At 64.8% G+C, this 15,642-nt stretch carries 13 protein-coding genes; 3 read left to right on the forward strand and 10 right to left on the reverse strand.

Annotated features, from left to right (window positions below; translation table 11 throughout):
• Window positions 1-135: 135 nt before the first annotated feature.
• From NJF35_RS11260 to NJF35_RS11295, 8 genes are all read right to left on the reverse strand, one after another.
• Window positions 136-2,109, reverse strand: a complete 1,974-nt coding sequence (locus NJF35_RS11260; protein WP_253091045.1) for a DNA topoisomerase III — start codon at window positions 2,107-2,109, stop codon at window positions 136-138.
• Window positions 2,110-2,376: 267 nt separating this feature from the next.
• Window positions 2,377-2,811 carry a GNAT family N-acetyltransferase gene (locus NJF35_RS11265; RefSeq protein WP_225789178.1) on the reverse strand — a complete coding sequence of 145 codons (435 nt, stop codon included), beginning with the start codon at window positions 2,809-2,811 and terminating at the stop codon, window positions 2,377-2,379.
• The gene (locus NJF35_RS11270; protein ID WP_225789179.1) at window positions 2,804-3,970 is read right to left on the reverse strand and encodes a cupin domain-containing protein; all 1,167 of its coding nucleotides are present in this window, start codon (window positions 3,968-3,970) and stop codon (window positions 2,804-2,806) included. Before NJF35_RS11270 ends, NJF35_RS11265 begins: the two co-directional genes overlap by 8 nt.
• 81 nt (window positions 3,971-4,051) lie before the next feature.
• Window positions 4,052-5,422: an adenylosuccinate lyase gene (gene purB, locus NJF35_RS11275; protein WP_253091046.1), complete on the reverse strand. Its 1,371-nt coding sequence runs from the start codon at window positions 5,420-5,422 to the stop codon at window positions 4,052-4,054.
• 128 nt (window positions 5,423-5,550) lie between these two features.
• Entirely contained in the window at window positions 5,551-6,171 is a 621-nt protein-coding gene (gene hflD / locus NJF35_RS11280; protein WP_225789181.1) for a high frequency lysogenization protein HflD, read from the reverse strand.
• Window positions 6,168-7,292: a tRNA 2-thiouridine(34) synthase MnmA gene (gene mnmA, locus NJF35_RS11285; RefSeq protein ID WP_225789182.1), complete on the reverse strand. Its 1,125-nt coding sequence runs from the start codon at window positions 7,290-7,292 to the stop codon at window positions 6,168-6,170. Before mnmA ends, hflD begins: the two co-directional genes overlap by 4 nt.
• Window positions 7,293-7,347: 55 nt before the next feature.
• Entirely contained in the window at window positions 7,348-7,788 is a 441-nt protein-coding gene (locus tag NJF35_RS11290) for an NUDIX hydrolase (RefSeq protein WP_225789183.1), read from the reverse strand.
• A gap of 159 nt (window positions 7,789-7,947) precedes the next feature.
• Window positions 7,948-10,173, reverse strand: coding sequence for an NADP-dependent isocitrate dehydrogenase (locus NJF35_RS11295; RefSeq protein WP_225789184.1), 2,226 nt, complete (start codon window positions 10,171-10,173; stop codon window positions 7,948-7,950).
• 560 nt (window positions 10,174-10,733) lie between these two features.
• Here NJF35_RS11295 and icd point away from each other — a divergent pair.
• Window positions 10,734-11,990 carry an NADP-dependent isocitrate dehydrogenase gene (gene icd, locus NJF35_RS11300; RefSeq protein ID WP_225789185.1) on the forward strand — a complete coding sequence of 419 codons (1,257 nt, stop codon included), beginning with the start codon at window positions 10,734-10,736 and terminating at the stop codon, window positions 11,988-11,990.
• 174 nt (window positions 11,991-12,164) lie between these two features.
• On the opposite strand, the gene cspD is transcribed toward icd, so the two are convergent.
• Window positions 12,165-12,422, reverse strand: a complete 258-nt coding sequence (gene cspD / locus NJF35_RS11305) for a cold shock domain-containing protein CspD (RefSeq protein ID WP_317235052.1) — start codon at window positions 12,420-12,422, stop codon at window positions 12,165-12,167.
• Window positions 12,423-12,652: 230 nt separating this feature from the next.
• Here cspD and clpS point away from each other — a divergent pair, with 230 nt between their 5' ends.
• Entirely contained in the window at window positions 12,653-13,015 is a 363-nt protein-coding gene (gene clpS, locus NJF35_RS11310; RefSeq protein WP_225789186.1) for an ATP-dependent Clp protease adapter ClpS, read from the forward strand.
• Between the two features lie 30 nt (window positions 13,016-13,045).
• Window positions 13,046-15,316 (forward strand): ATP-dependent Clp protease ATP-binding subunit ClpA, encoded by a 2,271-nt coding sequence (gene clpA, locus NJF35_RS11315; protein ID WP_225789187.1) that lies wholly within the window; start codon window positions 13,046-13,048, stop codon window positions 15,314-15,316.
• 88 nt (window positions 15,317-15,404) lie between these two features.
• Here clpA and infA read toward each other — a convergent pair whose 3' ends face one another.
• The gene (infA, locus tag NJF35_RS11320; protein ID WP_002553999.1) at window positions 15,405-15,623 is read right to left on the reverse strand and encodes a translation initiation factor IF-1; all 219 of its coding nucleotides are present in this window, start codon (window positions 15,621-15,623) and stop codon (window positions 15,405-15,407) included.
• Between the last annotated feature and the right edge of the window lie 19 nt (window positions 15,624-15,642).

Consider the following 15,642-nt stretch of genomic DNA (forward strand, 5'->3'; position numbering starts at 1 on the left):
GGGGGAATGACCTGAACTGCCTGGGTGCCTGTACGGGCCCATTCGCGGGCAAGCCCGCTCCCACAGGGGCCTGCAAAACCGCATCACTTGTGATCGACGCGGCCCCAGGATTACCCAGGCCGGCGCATCTGCGGTTCAGGTCGCCGCCTTGCGCCGCCCTGACCTCGGTTTGCCGCTGACGGCCTTGGCCGAACTTCCCGCTGCCTTGCCCTTGCCAGCGCTCCTGCGCTTCTTCTTCCAGGGCGCCCCCTTGCCCCCGGCCGGTACCGCCGGGCCATTGATGGTCAGGCGCATGCCGGAGCAGCGCTGCACCAGCTTGCCCATCCACGCCGATTGCCGGGCGACGAATTCGTCCAGGCTCATCTCACCGCTCTGCACCATGTCCAGGGCTTGTTCCCAGATCGCCGTGGTGCCTGGGTCGGCGATGGCGCGGGGGACGGCGTCGATCAGGCTGAAGGCCGCCGGGGTAGCGCTCAGCGCCTTGCCGTTCTTGACCAGGTAACCGCGCTCGATCAGGCCCTGGATGATGCTGGCGCGGGTGGCCTCGGTGCCGATGCCGGTGGTTTCCTTGAGCTTCTGCTTGAGCAGTGGGTCGTCCACCAGTTTGGCGACGTTCTTCATCGCCTTGATCAGGTCGCCTTCGGTGAACGGCTTGGGGGGCTGGGTCCACAGGTCCTTGAGTTGCAGGCCGTGAACGGCGCAGTCCAGGCCTTCGTGCAGGGGGGGCAGCACCTGGGGCGGTGGCGCCTCGCGGCCTTTGGCGGGTGTCAGGGCCTCGGGCAGGGCGCGGCGCCAACCCGGCTCGACGATCTGCTTGCCCACCGCACGCAAGGCATGGCTGGCGCAGTCGAATTCGGCCTGGGTGCGGTCGTACTCGTGGTTGGGCAGGAACTGCGCCAGGTAGCGAGCACGGACCAGGGTATAGACGGCCCGGTACTTGGGTGGCAGGCGCGCAGGGTCGCTGGCGGCGGCGGTGGGGATGATGCCGTGGTGGGCGCTTATCTTGGCGTCGTTCCAGGCCCGCGAGCGGCGTTGTGGCTCGAGATGGGGCTGCAACGGGGCGAGGCTGGCGTCGGCGCGCTGCAGGGCGGCGAGGATCGCTGGCGCCTCGCCATGCTGGCTGAGCGGCAGGTAGCCGCAGTCGCTGCGCGGGTAGGTGATCAGCTTGTGGGTTTCGTACAGGGCCTGGGCGATGTCGAGGGTTTCCTGGGCACCGAGGCCAAGCTTCTTCGAACACACTTCCTGCAGGGTGCCCAGGTCGAAGGGCAGGGGGGCCGCTTCGCGCACGCGCTCGGTGGCCACCTTGAGCACCCGCGCGCTGCCGGCCGCGTCGATGTCGGCGGCCGCTCGCTGTGCCAGGGCCTGCTTGAGGCAGCGGCCCTGGTCGTCGCAGGCGTCCTCCGGGGCGCGCCATTGGGCGTTGAAGACACTGCCGGCGTGCTCCAGCTGCACGTCGATGGCCCAGTAGGGGACTGGCACGAAGTCGGCGATGCTACGGTCGCGGTCCACCACCAGGCGCAGGGTCGGGGTCTGCACCCGTCCTACCGGTAGTACGCCCTGGTAGCCGGACTGGCGGCCGAGCAGGGTGAACAGGCGGCTCATGTTCATGCCGATCAGCCAGTCGGCGCGGGAGCGGCCCAGGGCCGAGTGGTACAGGTTGAAGGTCTGGTGGCCGGGCAGCAGGCGTGCCAGGGCCTTGCGGATCGAGGCGTCGTCCAGCGCCGACAGCCACAGGCGCTGGATCGGCCCACGGTAGCGGCAATGTTCGACCAGTTCGCGGGCGATCATCTCGCCTTCGCGGTCGGCGTCGGTGGCGATCACCAGCTCGCGGGCTTCGCCGAGCAGGCGCTTGACCGCCTTGAACTGGCTGGCGGTCTTGGGCTTGACCAGCATCTTCCACTGCTGCGGGATGATCGGCAGGTCGGCCAGGACCCAGCGCTTGTAGCGCTCGTCGTAGCGGTCCGGTGGTGCGGTCTCGAGCAGGTGGCCGATGCACCAGGTCACGCAGACATCGGTACCGTGCCAGCAGCCGTCGCCCTTGCGGGTGGCGCCGAGGACCTTGGCGATGTCCTTGGCCTGGGAGGGTTTTTCGCAGAGAAAGAGGCGCATGGCCGGAAACACTTCATGGTGACGATGGCGTCAGGATGCGCAAAACGAGGCGGGCAGGCAAGAATTATCTGTATGGGTGTACAGTGTTCTTGCAAGCGGGTTTTTCGAGGGGCGGGAAACTGGGGCCCTTGCAGGGGCCTGTAGGAGCAACTGTCTTGTGTGGGCTGTGCCGGCCCTATCGCCGGCAAGCCGGCTCCCACAGGTTCTCTGCTGGGCCCTGTGGGAGCACTTTGCGTCGCGATGGTCGGCAGGGCCGGCCCTGGGGGATCAGGCCAGTTCGCGGGAATCGCGCACCATGTCGACATGGGGAATGCCGGCCTCGAGGAATTCCTCGCTGACCACCCGGAACCCCAGGCGCTCGTAGAACGGTGTGGCATGCACCTGGGCACTGAGCATCTGCTGCTTGAGGTCGCGGTTCTGCGCCTCGACGATCACCGCGCGCATCAGTGCATCGCCCACCTTCAGGCCACGCCAGTCCTTGAGCACCGAGACCCGGCCGATGGTGCCATCGGGCAGCAGGCGTGCGGTGCCGATCGGGTAGTCGCCTTCCAGGGCCAGGAAGTGCACGGCGCTCGGGTCTTCGGCGTCGAACTCCAGCTCCGGCGGCACGTGTTGCTCGGCGACGAACACCGCGCTGCGGATGCGGTGGATATCGGCGTTGTCTTTGTGCCAGTCGGCGAGGCGAACGCTGATCTTATTCATTGGCAAATCCCAGGCTTCCTTGTTTGACCAGCTGGCATACCAGCGTCAGGCCATCTTCGTCTTCCAGCCACTGTACAAGGTTTTCGATGTGCAGTGCGTCGGCGGCGCAGATCAGTTTCAGCAGCTCGCGCAGGTGGCCCGGGAGCAGGCGGCTCTGGCCGCTGGCGAACAGCAGCAGGTTGTCGTCGACTTCCGACCAGGCCAGGCGCGCGCTGGGGTTGCGGACCAGGATCGCGCCTTGTTCGAGGCTGTCGATCAGCTCTTCCTCGCTCAGTTCTTCGCCGGACACCAGCTCCGGGTAGCGCGGCTCGGTCATGAACTGGCCGAACCAGGTCAGCAGCAGACGTTCATCGCCCATGTGCTCGGCCAGCAGGGTCTTGAGGCGCTCGAGGGCATCGTGCTGGATCTGGTGCGGGTCGCTGGCAGGCTCTGCGTCTGCGTCGCTGTAGCGCTCTTCGTCCGGCAGGAACTGGCTGAGGAAGTCGGTGAAGTGGGTCAGCACTTCGGCCGCGCTCGGCGCGCGGAAGCCCACCGAGTAGGTCAGGCAGTCGTCTTCGGCCACGCCGTAGTGGGCCAGGCGCGGCGGTAGGTAGAGCATGTCGCCGGGTTCCAGGGTCCATTCGTCCTGCTGCTCGAAATCGGCGAGGATGCGCAGGTCGGCGTGGTCCAGCAGCGGGCTGTCGCTGTCGCACATCTGGCCGATCTTCCAGTTGCGCTTGCCGTGGCCCTGGAGCAGGAACACGTCGTAGTTGTCGAAGTGCGGGCCAACGCTGCCGCCGGGAGCGGCGAAGCTGATCATCACATCGTCGATACGCCAGCTGGGCAGGAAGCGGAAGTGCTCCAGCAGCTCGGCCACTTCCGGGACGAACTGGTCGACCGCCTGCACCAGCAGGGTCCAGTCACGCTCCGGCAGGGTGGCGAAGGTGTCCTCGGCGAACGGGCCGCGACGCAACTCCCAGGGGCGTTCGCCGTGCTCGAGCACCAGGCGCGACTCGACTTCTTCTTCCAGGGCCAGGCCGGCCAGCTCGTCGGGGTCGATCGGGCTTTGGAAGTCCGGGAAGGCCTGGCGCACCAGCAGGGGCTTCTTCTGCCAGTAGTCGCGCAGGAATTCGCGGGCCGTAAGGCCACCCAGCAGCTGCAGTGGAGTATCAGGATTCATGTTCAACCTATTGAAAAAACGTAATTTTCGTCCGGGAATAAAAACGCCCGGCCAGGCCGGGCGTCGAACGCGGAGGCTGGCTCAGATGCGCTTGGCCTGGGCCGCCGCGTTGCCGATGTAGGTGGCCGGGGTGAGCTGCTTGAGCTCGGCCTTGGCGTCGGTCGGCATGTCCAGGCCATCGATGAACGCCTGCAGGGCTTCGGGGCTGATGCCCTTGCCACGGGTCAGCTCCTTGAGCTTCTCGTAGGGATTCTCGATGTTGTAGCGGCGCATGACGGTCTGGATCGGCTCGGCCAGGACTTCCCAGCAGGCGTCCAGGTCTTCGGCGATGCGGGCGACGTTCACTTCCAGCTTGCCGATGCCCTTGAGGCTGGCCTCGTAGGCGATGACGCTGTGGGCGAAGCCCACGCCCAGGTTGCGCAGCACGGTGGAGTCGGTCAGGTCGCGCTGCCAGCGGGAGATCGGCAGCTTGCTGGCCAGGTGCTGGAACAGGGCGTTGGCAATCCCCAGGTTACCCTCGGAGTTCTCGAAGTCGATCGGGTTGACCTTGTGCGGCATGGTCGAGGAGCCGATCTCGCCAGCGACGGTCTTCTGCTTGAAGTAGCCCAGGGAGATGTAGCCCCAGACGTCGCGGTCGAAGTCGATGAGAATGGTGTTGAAGCGGGCGATGGCGTCGAACAGCTCGGCGATGTAGTCGTGCGGCTCGATCTGGGTGGTGTAGGGGTTGAACTGCAGGCCCAGCTCTTCCTCGATGAAGGCACGGGCGTTGGCTTCCCAGTCGATCTGCGAGTAGGCCGACAGGTGGGCGTTGTAGTTGCCTACGGCGCCGTTGATCTTGCCCAGCAGCGGCACGGCGGCGATCTGGGCGATCTGGCGCTCCAGGCGGTAGACCACGTTGGCCAGCTCCTTGCCCAGGGTGGTCGGCGAGGCCGGCTGGCCGTGGGTGCGCGAGAGCATCGGCACGTCGGCATGCTGATGGGCCAGGGTGCGGATGGCCTCGGCGATCTGGCGCATCAAGGGCAGCAGCACTTCGTCGCGACCGGCGCGCAGCATCAGGGCGTGGGACAGGTTGTTGATGTCCTCGCTGGTGCAGGCGAAGTGGATGAACTCGCTGACCTTGGCCAACTCGGGCAGTTGGGCGGCCTGCTCCTTGAGCAGGTACTCGATGGCCTTGACGTCATGGTTGGTGGTGCGCTCGATTTCCTTGACGCGCTCGGCGTGCTCGAGCTTGAAGTCGCTGGCCAGGGTGTCGAGCAGGGCGTTGGCCTCGGCCGAGAAGGCGGGCACTTCAGCGATCTGCGGGTGGGCGGCCAGGCGCTGGAGCCAGCGCACCTCGACCAGGGCGCGGAAACGGATCAGGCCGTATTCGCTGAAAATGGGGCGCAGGGCCTGGGTTTTGCCGGCGTAGCGGCCGTCTACAGGGGAAACCGCAGTGAGCGAGGAGAGCTGCATGGCGTGTTCTCGGACAGTCAGGCTTTTGAAGGGGCGCATATCATACATGAAAAAGGGCAGCAGCGAGCCTCGAGCTACGAGCGGCAAGAGAATGCGAACGCTACGCTGCTTCTACTTGCAGCTTGCGCTTACCCCCGCATCATGTCGTACAGCTCGTTGAGCAACTTGCGCCGGCTGAACACCAGTTGCCAGCGGTGCCCGCCCAGTTGGCGCCACAGGCGCGCGGCACGGATACCGGCGAGCAGCAGGGCGCGGATCTTCGACGCATTGCTGGCCTGCTGCAGGAAGCGCATGTCGCCATGCACCTGGATACGCTGGCGCAGGGTGCTCAGGGTGTCCTGGTACAAGGCTCCACTGGAAGCGATGACATTTTCGTGAACCAGGCCGAAATGGTCGGCCTGGGCCTGGATCTGCGGCAGGCGTTGGCCGATGGTGTCGAGCATGTCGCCGCGCTTGGCCAACTGGCGCTCCAGGCCCAGCATCGACAGGGCATAGCGCAGGGGTTCGCGCTGCAGGCTGCTGGGGTCGCGCTCCAGGGCGCCGACCAGGGCACGGTAGCCGTCGCGCAGGTTGAGGTCGTCGCCACCGAACACCTCCAGGGTGTCCTTGGGGTCGCGCACCAGCAGGCTGCCGAGCATGCAGCCGATGTCGGCCTCGCTGGCCTGGCCGGTACGGGCGATGCGGTCGACCAGCACCGCGGCCTGGAACACACCACCGAGGGCGACCAGTTGCTCTTGGGTACCATTCATGCGCGTGGGCTCCAGGGCTCGGCGGTTTCGATCACACCGCCACCCAGGCACACCTCGCCGTCGTAGAACACCACCGACTGGCCCGGGGTCACGGCCCGTTGCGGCTCGTCGAACACGGCCCGGTAGCCGCTCGCGGTGCGCTCGAGCACGCAGGCCTGGTCGCCCTGGCGGTAGCGCACCTTGGCGGCGAGGCGGCGCGGGGCGGACAGGTCGACCGGGTTGACCCAGTAGATCTCCGAGGCCAGCAGGGCGCGGGAGAACAACCAGGGGTGTTCGTTGCCCTGGCCGACGACCAGCACGTTGCGCGACAGGTCCTTCTCCAGCACGTACCACGGCTCGTCGCCGGCGTCCTTCATGCCGCCGATGCCCAGGCCCTGGCGCTGGCCGATGGTGTGGTACATCAGGCCGTGGTGGCGGCCGATCACTTCGCCTTCGGTGGTCTCGATGTTGCCGGGCTGGGCCGGCAGGTACTGCTTGAGGAAGTCGCTGAAGCGGCGCTCGCCGATGAAGCAGATGCCGGTGGAGTCCTTTTTCTTGGCCGTGGCCAGGCCGTGTTTCTCGGCGATGGCGCGTACCTCGGGCTTTTCCAGTTCGCCGACCGGGAACAGGGTGCGAGCGATTTCCTTGCCGCCGACGGCATGCAGGAAGTAGCTCTGGTCCTTGTTCGGGTCCAGGCCCTTGAGCAGTTCGGTGAGCTCGCCGGTGTCGCGGCGACGCACGTAGTGGCCGGTGGCGATCAGGTCGGCGCCGAGCGACAGGGCGTAGTCGAGGAAGGCCTTGAACTTGATCTCGCGGTTGCAGAGGATGTCCGGGTTCGGCGTGCGGCCGGCCTTGTATTCCGCGAGGAAGTGCTCGAACACGTTGTCCCAGTATTCGGCGGCGAAGTTGGCGGTGTGCAGCGTGATGCCGATGCGGTCGCACACGGCCTGGGCATCGGCCAGGTCTTCGCGGGCGGTGCAATATTCGGTGCCATCGTCCTCTTCCCAGTTCTTCATGAACAGACCTTCCACCTGGTAGCCCTGCTCCATGAGCAGAAGGGCGGAGACGGAAGAGTCCACGCCGCCGGACATGCCGACGATGACGCGGGTCTTGGCGGGGTCTTTGAGTGCTGGGCTGGTCATGGCTACCGGTTGTATCTGGGAAAAAGGCCGATTCTATCAGGCCGGGCCTCGCGCGTCAGTCGCGCAGCAGGTCGAGGCTGTGCAAGGGGCCTGCCAGGTAGTCGTCGATGCAGCGCGGCACCAGTTCGCTGCGCCAGCGCGTGGGGTCGGCCAGCAGCTCGTCGCGGGTCAGCCAGACGGCGCGTACGATGTCGCTGTCCAGGGCCAGCTCCGGGCGTTGGCGCACGGGGCGGGCGGCGAAGCAGATGCGCTGGTAGGTCACGCCGTTGCTCGGCGCGGTGTACAGGTAGATGCCGACCACGCCGGTGAGCTCGACTTCCCAGGCGGTTTCCTCGAGGGTTTCGCGCAGGGCGGCCTGGGGCAGGGTCTCGTTGGCTTCCAGGTGCCCGGCGGGCTGGTTGAAGACGTGCTGGCCGGCCTTGAATTCCTCGACCATGAGGAAGCGGCCCTGGTCTTCGACGATGGTGGCGACGGTGATGTGGGGTTGCCAGGACATGCTCGGTTTTTTCCAAAGTGGCGAGCGTCGAGCTGCAAGCGGCAAGAAAAAGCGGCTCGCAGGCTGCTCTCTCTTGCCGCTTGCAGCTCGAAACTCGAAGCTGAAAAAGCACAAACCCCGGTGCGTGGCCGGGGTTTGCGCTGTTACGTCAAGCGAACCTTACAGTGCGGCGATCGCGCTGTTGAAGGTCTGGCTCGGGCGCATCACCTTGCTGGTCAGCTCGGCATCCGGGGCGTAGTAGCCACCGATGTCGGCCGGCTTGCCCTGCACGGCGTTGAGCTCGGCGACGATGGTCGCCTCGTTCTCGGCCAGGGCCTTGGCCAGTGGGGCGAAGCGCGCCTGCAGGGCGGCATCGTCGCTCTGCGCGGCCAGGGCTTCGGCCCAGTACAGGGTCAGGTAGAAGTGGCTGCCGCGGTTGTCGATGTTGCCGACCTTGCGTGCTGGCGACTTGTTGCCGTCGAGGAACTTGCCGGTGGCCTGGTCCAGGGTGTTGGCCAGGACCTTGGCGCGTGGGTTGGCGTAGGCGTTGCCCAGGTGCTCCAGGGAAGCGGCCAGGGCCAGGAACTCGCCCAGCGAATCCCAGCGCAGGAAGTTCTCTTCGACCAGCTGCTGCACGTGCTTGGGCGCCGAACCGCCGGCACCGGTCTCGAACAGGCCGCCGCCATTCATCAGCGGAACGATCGACAGCATCTTGGCGCTGGTGCCCAGCTCCATGATCGGGAACAGGTCGGTCAGGTAGTCACGCAGTACGTTGCCGGTCACCGAGATGGTGTCCTTGCCTTCGCGGATGCGCGCCAGGGAGAACTTGATGGCCTCGACCGGTGCCAGGATACGGATGTCCAGGCCGCTGGTGTCGTGGTCCTTCAGGTACTTCTGGACCTTCTCGATCATCACGCCGTCGTGGGCGCGGGCGGGGTCCAGCCAGAACACCGCCGGGGTGTCGCTCAGGCGAGCGCGGTTGACGGCCAGCTTGACCCAGTCCTGGATCGGCGCGTCCTTGGTCTGGCACATGCGGAAGATATCGCCGGCCTCGACGTTCTGCTCCAGCAGCACCTGGCCCTTGCCGTCGACCACGCGCACGACGCCGTCGGCCTTGATCTGGAAGGTCTTGTCGTGGGAGCCGTATTCCTCGGCCTTCTGCGCCATCAGGCCAACGTTCGGCACGCTGCCCATGGTGGTCGGGTCGAAGGCGCCGTTGGCCTTGCAGTCCTCGATCACGGCCTGGTAGATGCCGGCGTAGCAACGGTCAGGGATGACTGCCTTGGTGTCCTGCAGTTCGCCCGCGGCGTTCCACATCTTGCCCGAGTCACGGATCATGGCCGGCATCGAGGCGTCGACGATGACGTCGCTCGGCACGTGCAGGTTGGTGATGCCCTTGTCGGAGTTGACCATGGCCAGGGCCGGACGGACGGCGTACAGGGCCTGGACGTCGGCTTCGATCTCGGCCTGCTTGTCGGCTGGCAGGTCCTTGATGCGGGCGTACAGGTCGCCGATGCCGTTGTTGGCGTTGAAGCCTACCTCGGCCAGGGCGGCGGCGTGCTTGGCCAGCACGTCGTTGTAGAACTCCTCGACGATGACGCCGAACATGATCGGGTCGGAGACCTTCATCATGGTCGCCTTCAGGTGGACCGACAGCAGCACGCCGGAGGCCTTGGCGTCGGCGATCTGCTCGGCGATGAAGGCTTTCAGGGCCTTGCGGCTCATGACGGCGCAGTCGATGACTTCGGCGGCCTTGACCGGGGTCTTTTCCTTCAGGACGGTGGTGGCGCCGTCCTTGCCGACCAGCTCGATGCGCAGGCTGTCATCGGCCTCGATCAGCGCGGCCTTTTCGCTGCCGTAGAAGTCGCCCTGGCTCATGTGCGCCACGTGGGACTTGGAGTCGGCGGCCCAGGCGCCCATCTTGTGCGGGTGCTTGCGGGCGTAGTTCTTGACCGACAGCGGGGCGCGGCGGTCGGAGTTGCCTTCACGCAGGACCGGGTTCACGGCGCTGCCCTTGATGCGGTCGTAGCGCGCGCGGGCTTCCTTCTCGGCCTCGGTGGCCGGCTCGTCGGCGTAGTCGGGGATGTTGTAGCCCTTGCCCTGCAGTTCCTTGATCGCGGCCTTGAGCTGCGGTACCGAGGCGCTGATGTTCGGCAGCTTGATGATGTTGGCTTGCGGGGTGGTGGCCAGCTGGCCCAGTTCCGCCAGGTGATCGCCTACCTGCTTCTCGGCACCGAGCTGCTCGGGGAACGCGGCGAGGATACGGCCAGCGAGGGAGATATCGCGGGTTTCGACGGCGATGTCAGCGCAAGCGGTGAAGGCTTCGATGATTGGCAGCAGTGAGTAGGTGGCGAGGGCGGGAGCTTCGTCGGTGAAGGTGTAGATGATCTTGGAACGGGTGGGCATATGCGGGTTAACTCTCTGTTTTGCTGAGCGTGCTCGAAGTCTCGAGGTGCGCAGGGTAGGCGCTTCGCCCTGGCGGCGCCATGGGCAATTGGTCGAGAGGCTACGAGCGGTGATGGTGGATGCATCAGTCGAGCGTCAAACGGCTGGGTCGCGGTAACGGCCCAGGCTTTTTGGCCGTTGATGGCCGAGGGCGAGCCGCGTTTTTCCAAGGGTTCGCCCCAATGACCCTGCGGTCAGCGCCGGAGTATACCAAACCCTTCGGCCTAATCAGCAAGGCGAAGTGATATCGATTCACTTATAAGACCAAAGGCGTAGGAGCAATGTGGCGTGATGCCGCAGGCTCGAGGGGCTGCAAGCTTCAAGCTGCAAGCGGCAAGAAAAAGCGGCTATGCGGTGTGGCTGAGCTTGCGGTCGGCGCGGTTTTGGAGGCGTGCCCGTCATTGAATCCAGCGCCGATCAGCTTGCCGCTTGCAGCTTGAAGCTTGCAGCCCGGAAAAGCTGGTTTAGGCTCAATGGATCGCAGGATGTCCAATCACACTTGGCAAGCGGAGTAGTGCAGCATGGGATACCAGAAAATCAAGGTTCCGGCAGAAGGCACCAAGATCACCGTCAATGCAGACCATTCGCTCAACGTTCCAGACAACCCCATCATCCCCTACATCGAGGGCGACGGCATTGGCATCGATGTCACGCCGGTGATGATCAAGGTGGTGGATGCCGCCGTGCAGAAGGCCTACGGCGGCAAGCGCAAGATCGCCTGGATGGAGGTGTATGCCGGCGAAAAAGCCACTCAGGTCTATGACCAGGACACCTGGCTGCCCCAGGAAACCCTCGACGCGGTGCGCGAGTACGTGGTGTCGATCAAGGGGCCGCTGACCACCCCGGTGGGCGGCGGCATTCGCTCGCTCAACGTGGCCCTGCGCCAGCAACTGGACTTGTATGTCTGCCTGCGTCCGGTGCTGTGGTTCCAGGGCGTGCCCAGCCCAGTGAAGAAGCCTGGCGACGTCGACATGGTGATCTTCCGCGAGAACTCCGAGGACATCTATGCCGGCATCGAGTGGAAGGCCGGCTCGCCCGAGGCGAACAAGGTGATCAAGTTCCTCAAGGAGGAAATGGGCGTCACCAAGATCCGCTTCGACCAGAACTGCGGCATCGGCGTCAAGCCAGTCTCCGAGGAGGGCACCAAGCGCCTGGTGCGCAAGGCGTTGCAGTACGCCGTGGACAACGACCGCGAGTCGGTGACCCTGGTGCACAAGGGCAATATCATGAAGTTCACCGAAGGCGCCTTCAAGGACTGGGGCTACGAGGTGGCGCGCGACGAGTTCAAGGCCGAGTTGCTCGATGGCGGCCCCTGGATGACGTTCAAGAACCCCAGGACTGGCCGCGACATCGTGGTCAAGGACGCCATCGCCGATGCCATGCTCCAGCAGATCCTGCTGCGCCCGGCCGAGTATGACGTGATCGCCACCCTCAACCTCAACGGCGACTACCTCTCCGACGCCCTGGCGGCGGAGGTGGGCGGCATCGGCATCGCGCCGGGGGCCAACCTGTCCGACACCGTGGCCATGTTCGAGGCGACCCATGGCACCGCGCCCAAGTACGCCGGGCAGGACAAGGTCAACCCAGGCTCGGTGATCCTCTCGGCGGAGATGATGTTGCGGCACATGGGCTGGACCGAGGCGGCCGACCTGATCATCAAGGGAACCAATGGCGCCATCGCGGCCAAGACCGTTACCTATGACTTCGAACGCCTGATGGACGGGGCCACGCTGGTCGGCAGCTCGGGCTTCGGTGACGAGATGATCAAGCACATGTGAAGGCGCGGGTCGTTGGGGCTGCGTTGCAGCCCTTTCGCGACACAAGGCCGCTCCCACAGGGGCGCCCCTAAAAACACTGGGTCAGGTTTCGTTCTAATTTAGGCAACAAATGAAAACCGGCCAGCCCTGCGAGGGCTGGCCGGTTCCCGATGTGCCTGCAGAAGGCTGTGTGGATCAGGCCTGGACGGTATTCGCCACAGGCTGGGCTTCGGCCTTCGCGGCCGTGGCGCCGGCACCGCAGATATTCACCGCGTGCAGGCCCTTGGGGCCCTGGACGATATCGAAGGTCACGGGCTGGCCGGCCTTGAGCGTCTTGTAGCCGTCCATCTGGATATGCGAATAGTGGGCGAACAGGTCTTCGCTCTTGCCCTCCTCATTGACGAATCCATAGCCCTTGGCATTGTTGAACCACTTGACTTTACCGCTCGCCATCCTCATGTCCCTCTGCAAAGGACTCCATCACTGGAGTATCATCCACGTCATCCGCATACGAACCATGCGAAAAAATCTGGTTGACTGCGCGGATCTTTATCGACCACGGTGGGTTCTTATTGGTTGTAACACCGTTTTGCCGATAGTCAAGGTCAGACGGCGCCCGCGCCGGGCGCGGCCTTCGCGGTCAACCCACTACCTTAACCTGTCGATATGATGAAATTCTTTCCATGCATCCACTCAGCCAGATTCGACTAACATTCAATCAGGATCGCCCGCAATCTAACGAGGACGACGGCTCCGGTCTGGCGGTACAGGAAGCCAAGCCGATCCTGCAGGCGCCACCGATGTACAAGGTGGTTTTGTTCAACGATGACTACACACCGATGGATTTCGTCGTCGAAGTGCTCGAGACGTTCTTCAATCTGAACCGCGAGCTGGCGACCAAGATCATGCTGACCGTCCACACCGAAGGGCGGGCAGTGTGCGGATTGTTTACCCGCGACATCGCCGAGACCAAGGCCATGCAGGTCAACCAATACGCCAGGGAAAGCCAGCATCCGCTACTCTGTGAAATCGAGAAGGACGGTTAATCGCCGACCACTTGGGTATGAGGTGAAGCTATGTTAAACCGCGAGCTCGAAGTCACCCTCAATCTGGCCTTCAAGGAGGCCCGTTCGAAGCGTCATGAATTCATGACCGTCGAGCATCTGCTGCTGGCACTCCTTGACAACGAGGCCGCCGCGACCGTTCTGCGCGCCTGTGGCGCCAATCTCGACAAGCTCAAGCACGACCTGCAGGAGTTCATCGATTCCACCACGCCGCTGATCCCCGTGCATGACGAGGACCGCGAGACCCAGCCGACCCTGGGCTTCCAGCGTGTACTGCAGCGTGCCGTGTTCCATGTGCAGAGCTCCGGCAAGCGCGAAGTCACCGGCGCCAACGTGCTGGTGGCGATCTTCAGCGAACAGGAAAGCCAGGCCGTGTTCCTGCTCAAGCAGCAGAGCGTGGCCCGCATCGACGTGGTCAACTACATCGCCCATGGCATCTCCAAGGTGCCGGGTCATGGGCCGCACAGCGAAGGCGACCAGGACATGCAGGACGAGGAGGGCGGCGAGGCCGCGTCCTCGGGCAATCCGCTGGACGCCTATGCCAGCAACCTGAACGAACTGGCCCGTCTGGGCCGCATCGACCCACTGGTGGGGCGCGAGCAGGAAGTCGAGCGGGTCGCCCAGATCCTCGCCCGCCGGCGCAAGAACAACCCGCTGCTGGTCGGCGAGGCCGGGGTGGGCAAGACCGCCATCGCCGAAGGCCTGGCCAAGCGCATCGTCGATGGCCAGGTCCCGGACCTGCTGGCCCAGAGCGTGGTGTACTCCCTCGACCTGGGTGCCCTGCTGGCTGGCACCAAGTACCGGGGCGATTTCGAAAAGCGCTTCAAGGCTTTGCTTGGCGAACTGCGCAAGCGCCCGCAGGCGATCCTGTTCATCGACGAGATCCACACCATCATCGGTGCCGGCGCGGCGTCGGGAGGGGTGATGGATGCGTCCAACCTGCTCAAGCCGTTGCTGTCGTCCGGTGACATCCGCTGCATCGGTTCGACCACCTTCCAGGAGTTCCGTGGCATCTTCGAGAAGGACCGTGCCTTGGCGCGGCGTTTCCAGAAGGTCGACGTCACCGAGCCGTCGGTGGAAGACACCGTGGGTATCCTGCGTGGCCTGAAAGGCCGCTTCGAGAGCCACCACAACATCGAGTACAGCGACGAGGCCCTGCGTGCCGCGGCGGAACTGGCCGCACGCTACATCAATGACCGGCACATGCCGGACAAGGCCATCGACGTGATCGACGAGGCCGGCGCCTATCAGCGCCTGCAGCCGGAGGACAGCCGCGTCAAGCGCATCGACGTGCCGCAGGTCGAGGACATCGTCGCCAAGATCGCGCGGATTCCACCGAAGCATGTCACCAGCTCCGACAAGGAGCTGCTGCGCAACCTCGAGCGTGACCTCAAGCTCACGGTGTTCGGCCAGGACGCGGCGATCGACTCGCTGGCCACGGCGATCAAGCTCTCGCGTGCCGGGCTCAAGGCGCCCGACAAGCCGGTCGGTTCGTTCCTCTTCGCCGGCCCTACCGGCGTGGGCAAGACCGAGGTGGCGCGCCAGTTGGCCAAAGCCCTGGGTGTCGAGCTGGTGCGCTTCGACATGTCCGAGTACATGGAGCGGCATACCGTGTCGCGTCTGATCGGTGCGCCGCCCGGCTACGTCGGGTTCGACCAGGGCGGTCTGCTGACCGAGGCGATCACCAAGCAGCCGCATTGCGTGTTGTTGCTCGACGAGATCGAGAAGGCCCACCCGGAAGTCTTCAACCTGCTGCTGCAGGTGATGGACCACGGCACCCTGACCGACAACAACGGGCGCAAGGCGGATTTTCGCAACGTGATCCTGATCATGACCACCAACGCCGGCGCCGAGACCGCCGCGCGGGCCTCGATCGGCTTCACCCAGCAGGACCATACCTCCGACGCCATGGAAGTCATCCGCAAGAGCTTCACGCCGGAGTTCCGCAACCGCCTGGACACCATCATCCAGTTCGGCCGCCTGAGCCACGAGACGATCAAGAGCATCGTCGACAAGTTCCTCATCGAACTGCAGGCGCAGCTGGAAGACAAGCGTGTACTGCTGGAAGTCAGCGACGATGCCCGCGGCTGGCTGGCGACCACCGGTTACGACGTGCAGATGGGCGCGCGGCCGATGGCACGGCTCATCCAGGACAAGATCAAGCGGCCGCTGGCCGAGGAGATCCTGTTCGGCGAGCTGGCCGAGCACGGCGGGGTGGTGCACATCGACCTGCGCGATGGCGAGCTGGTGTTCGACTTCGAGACCACGGCCGAGGTGGCGTGACCGTAGTAACGGGGCCGCTTTGCGGCCCCGGTTTCTCGTAATCCATGAAAAAGCCCGGCACATGGCCGGGCTTTTCATTGGCTTGAGCTTAGCGCGCGCGGTAGGTGATGCGGCCCTTGCTCAGGTCGTACGGCGTCAGTTCGACGCGGACCTTGTCGCCAGTGAGAATGCGGATGTAGTTCTTGCGCATCTTGCCGGAGATGTGCGCGGTTACGACGTGCCCGTTTTCCAACTCCACGCGGAACATGGTGTTGGGCAGGGTGTCGACGACAGTACCTTCCATTTCGAAGCTGTCTTCTTTCGACATGCAGTAAAGCCCTCGGTAT

Source organism: Pseudomonas guariconensis (assembly GCF_024127895.1).
Taxonomy (GTDB): domain Bacteria; phylum Pseudomonadota; class Gammaproteobacteria; order Pseudomonadales; family Pseudomonadaceae; genus Aquipseudomonas; species Aquipseudomonas guariconensis_B.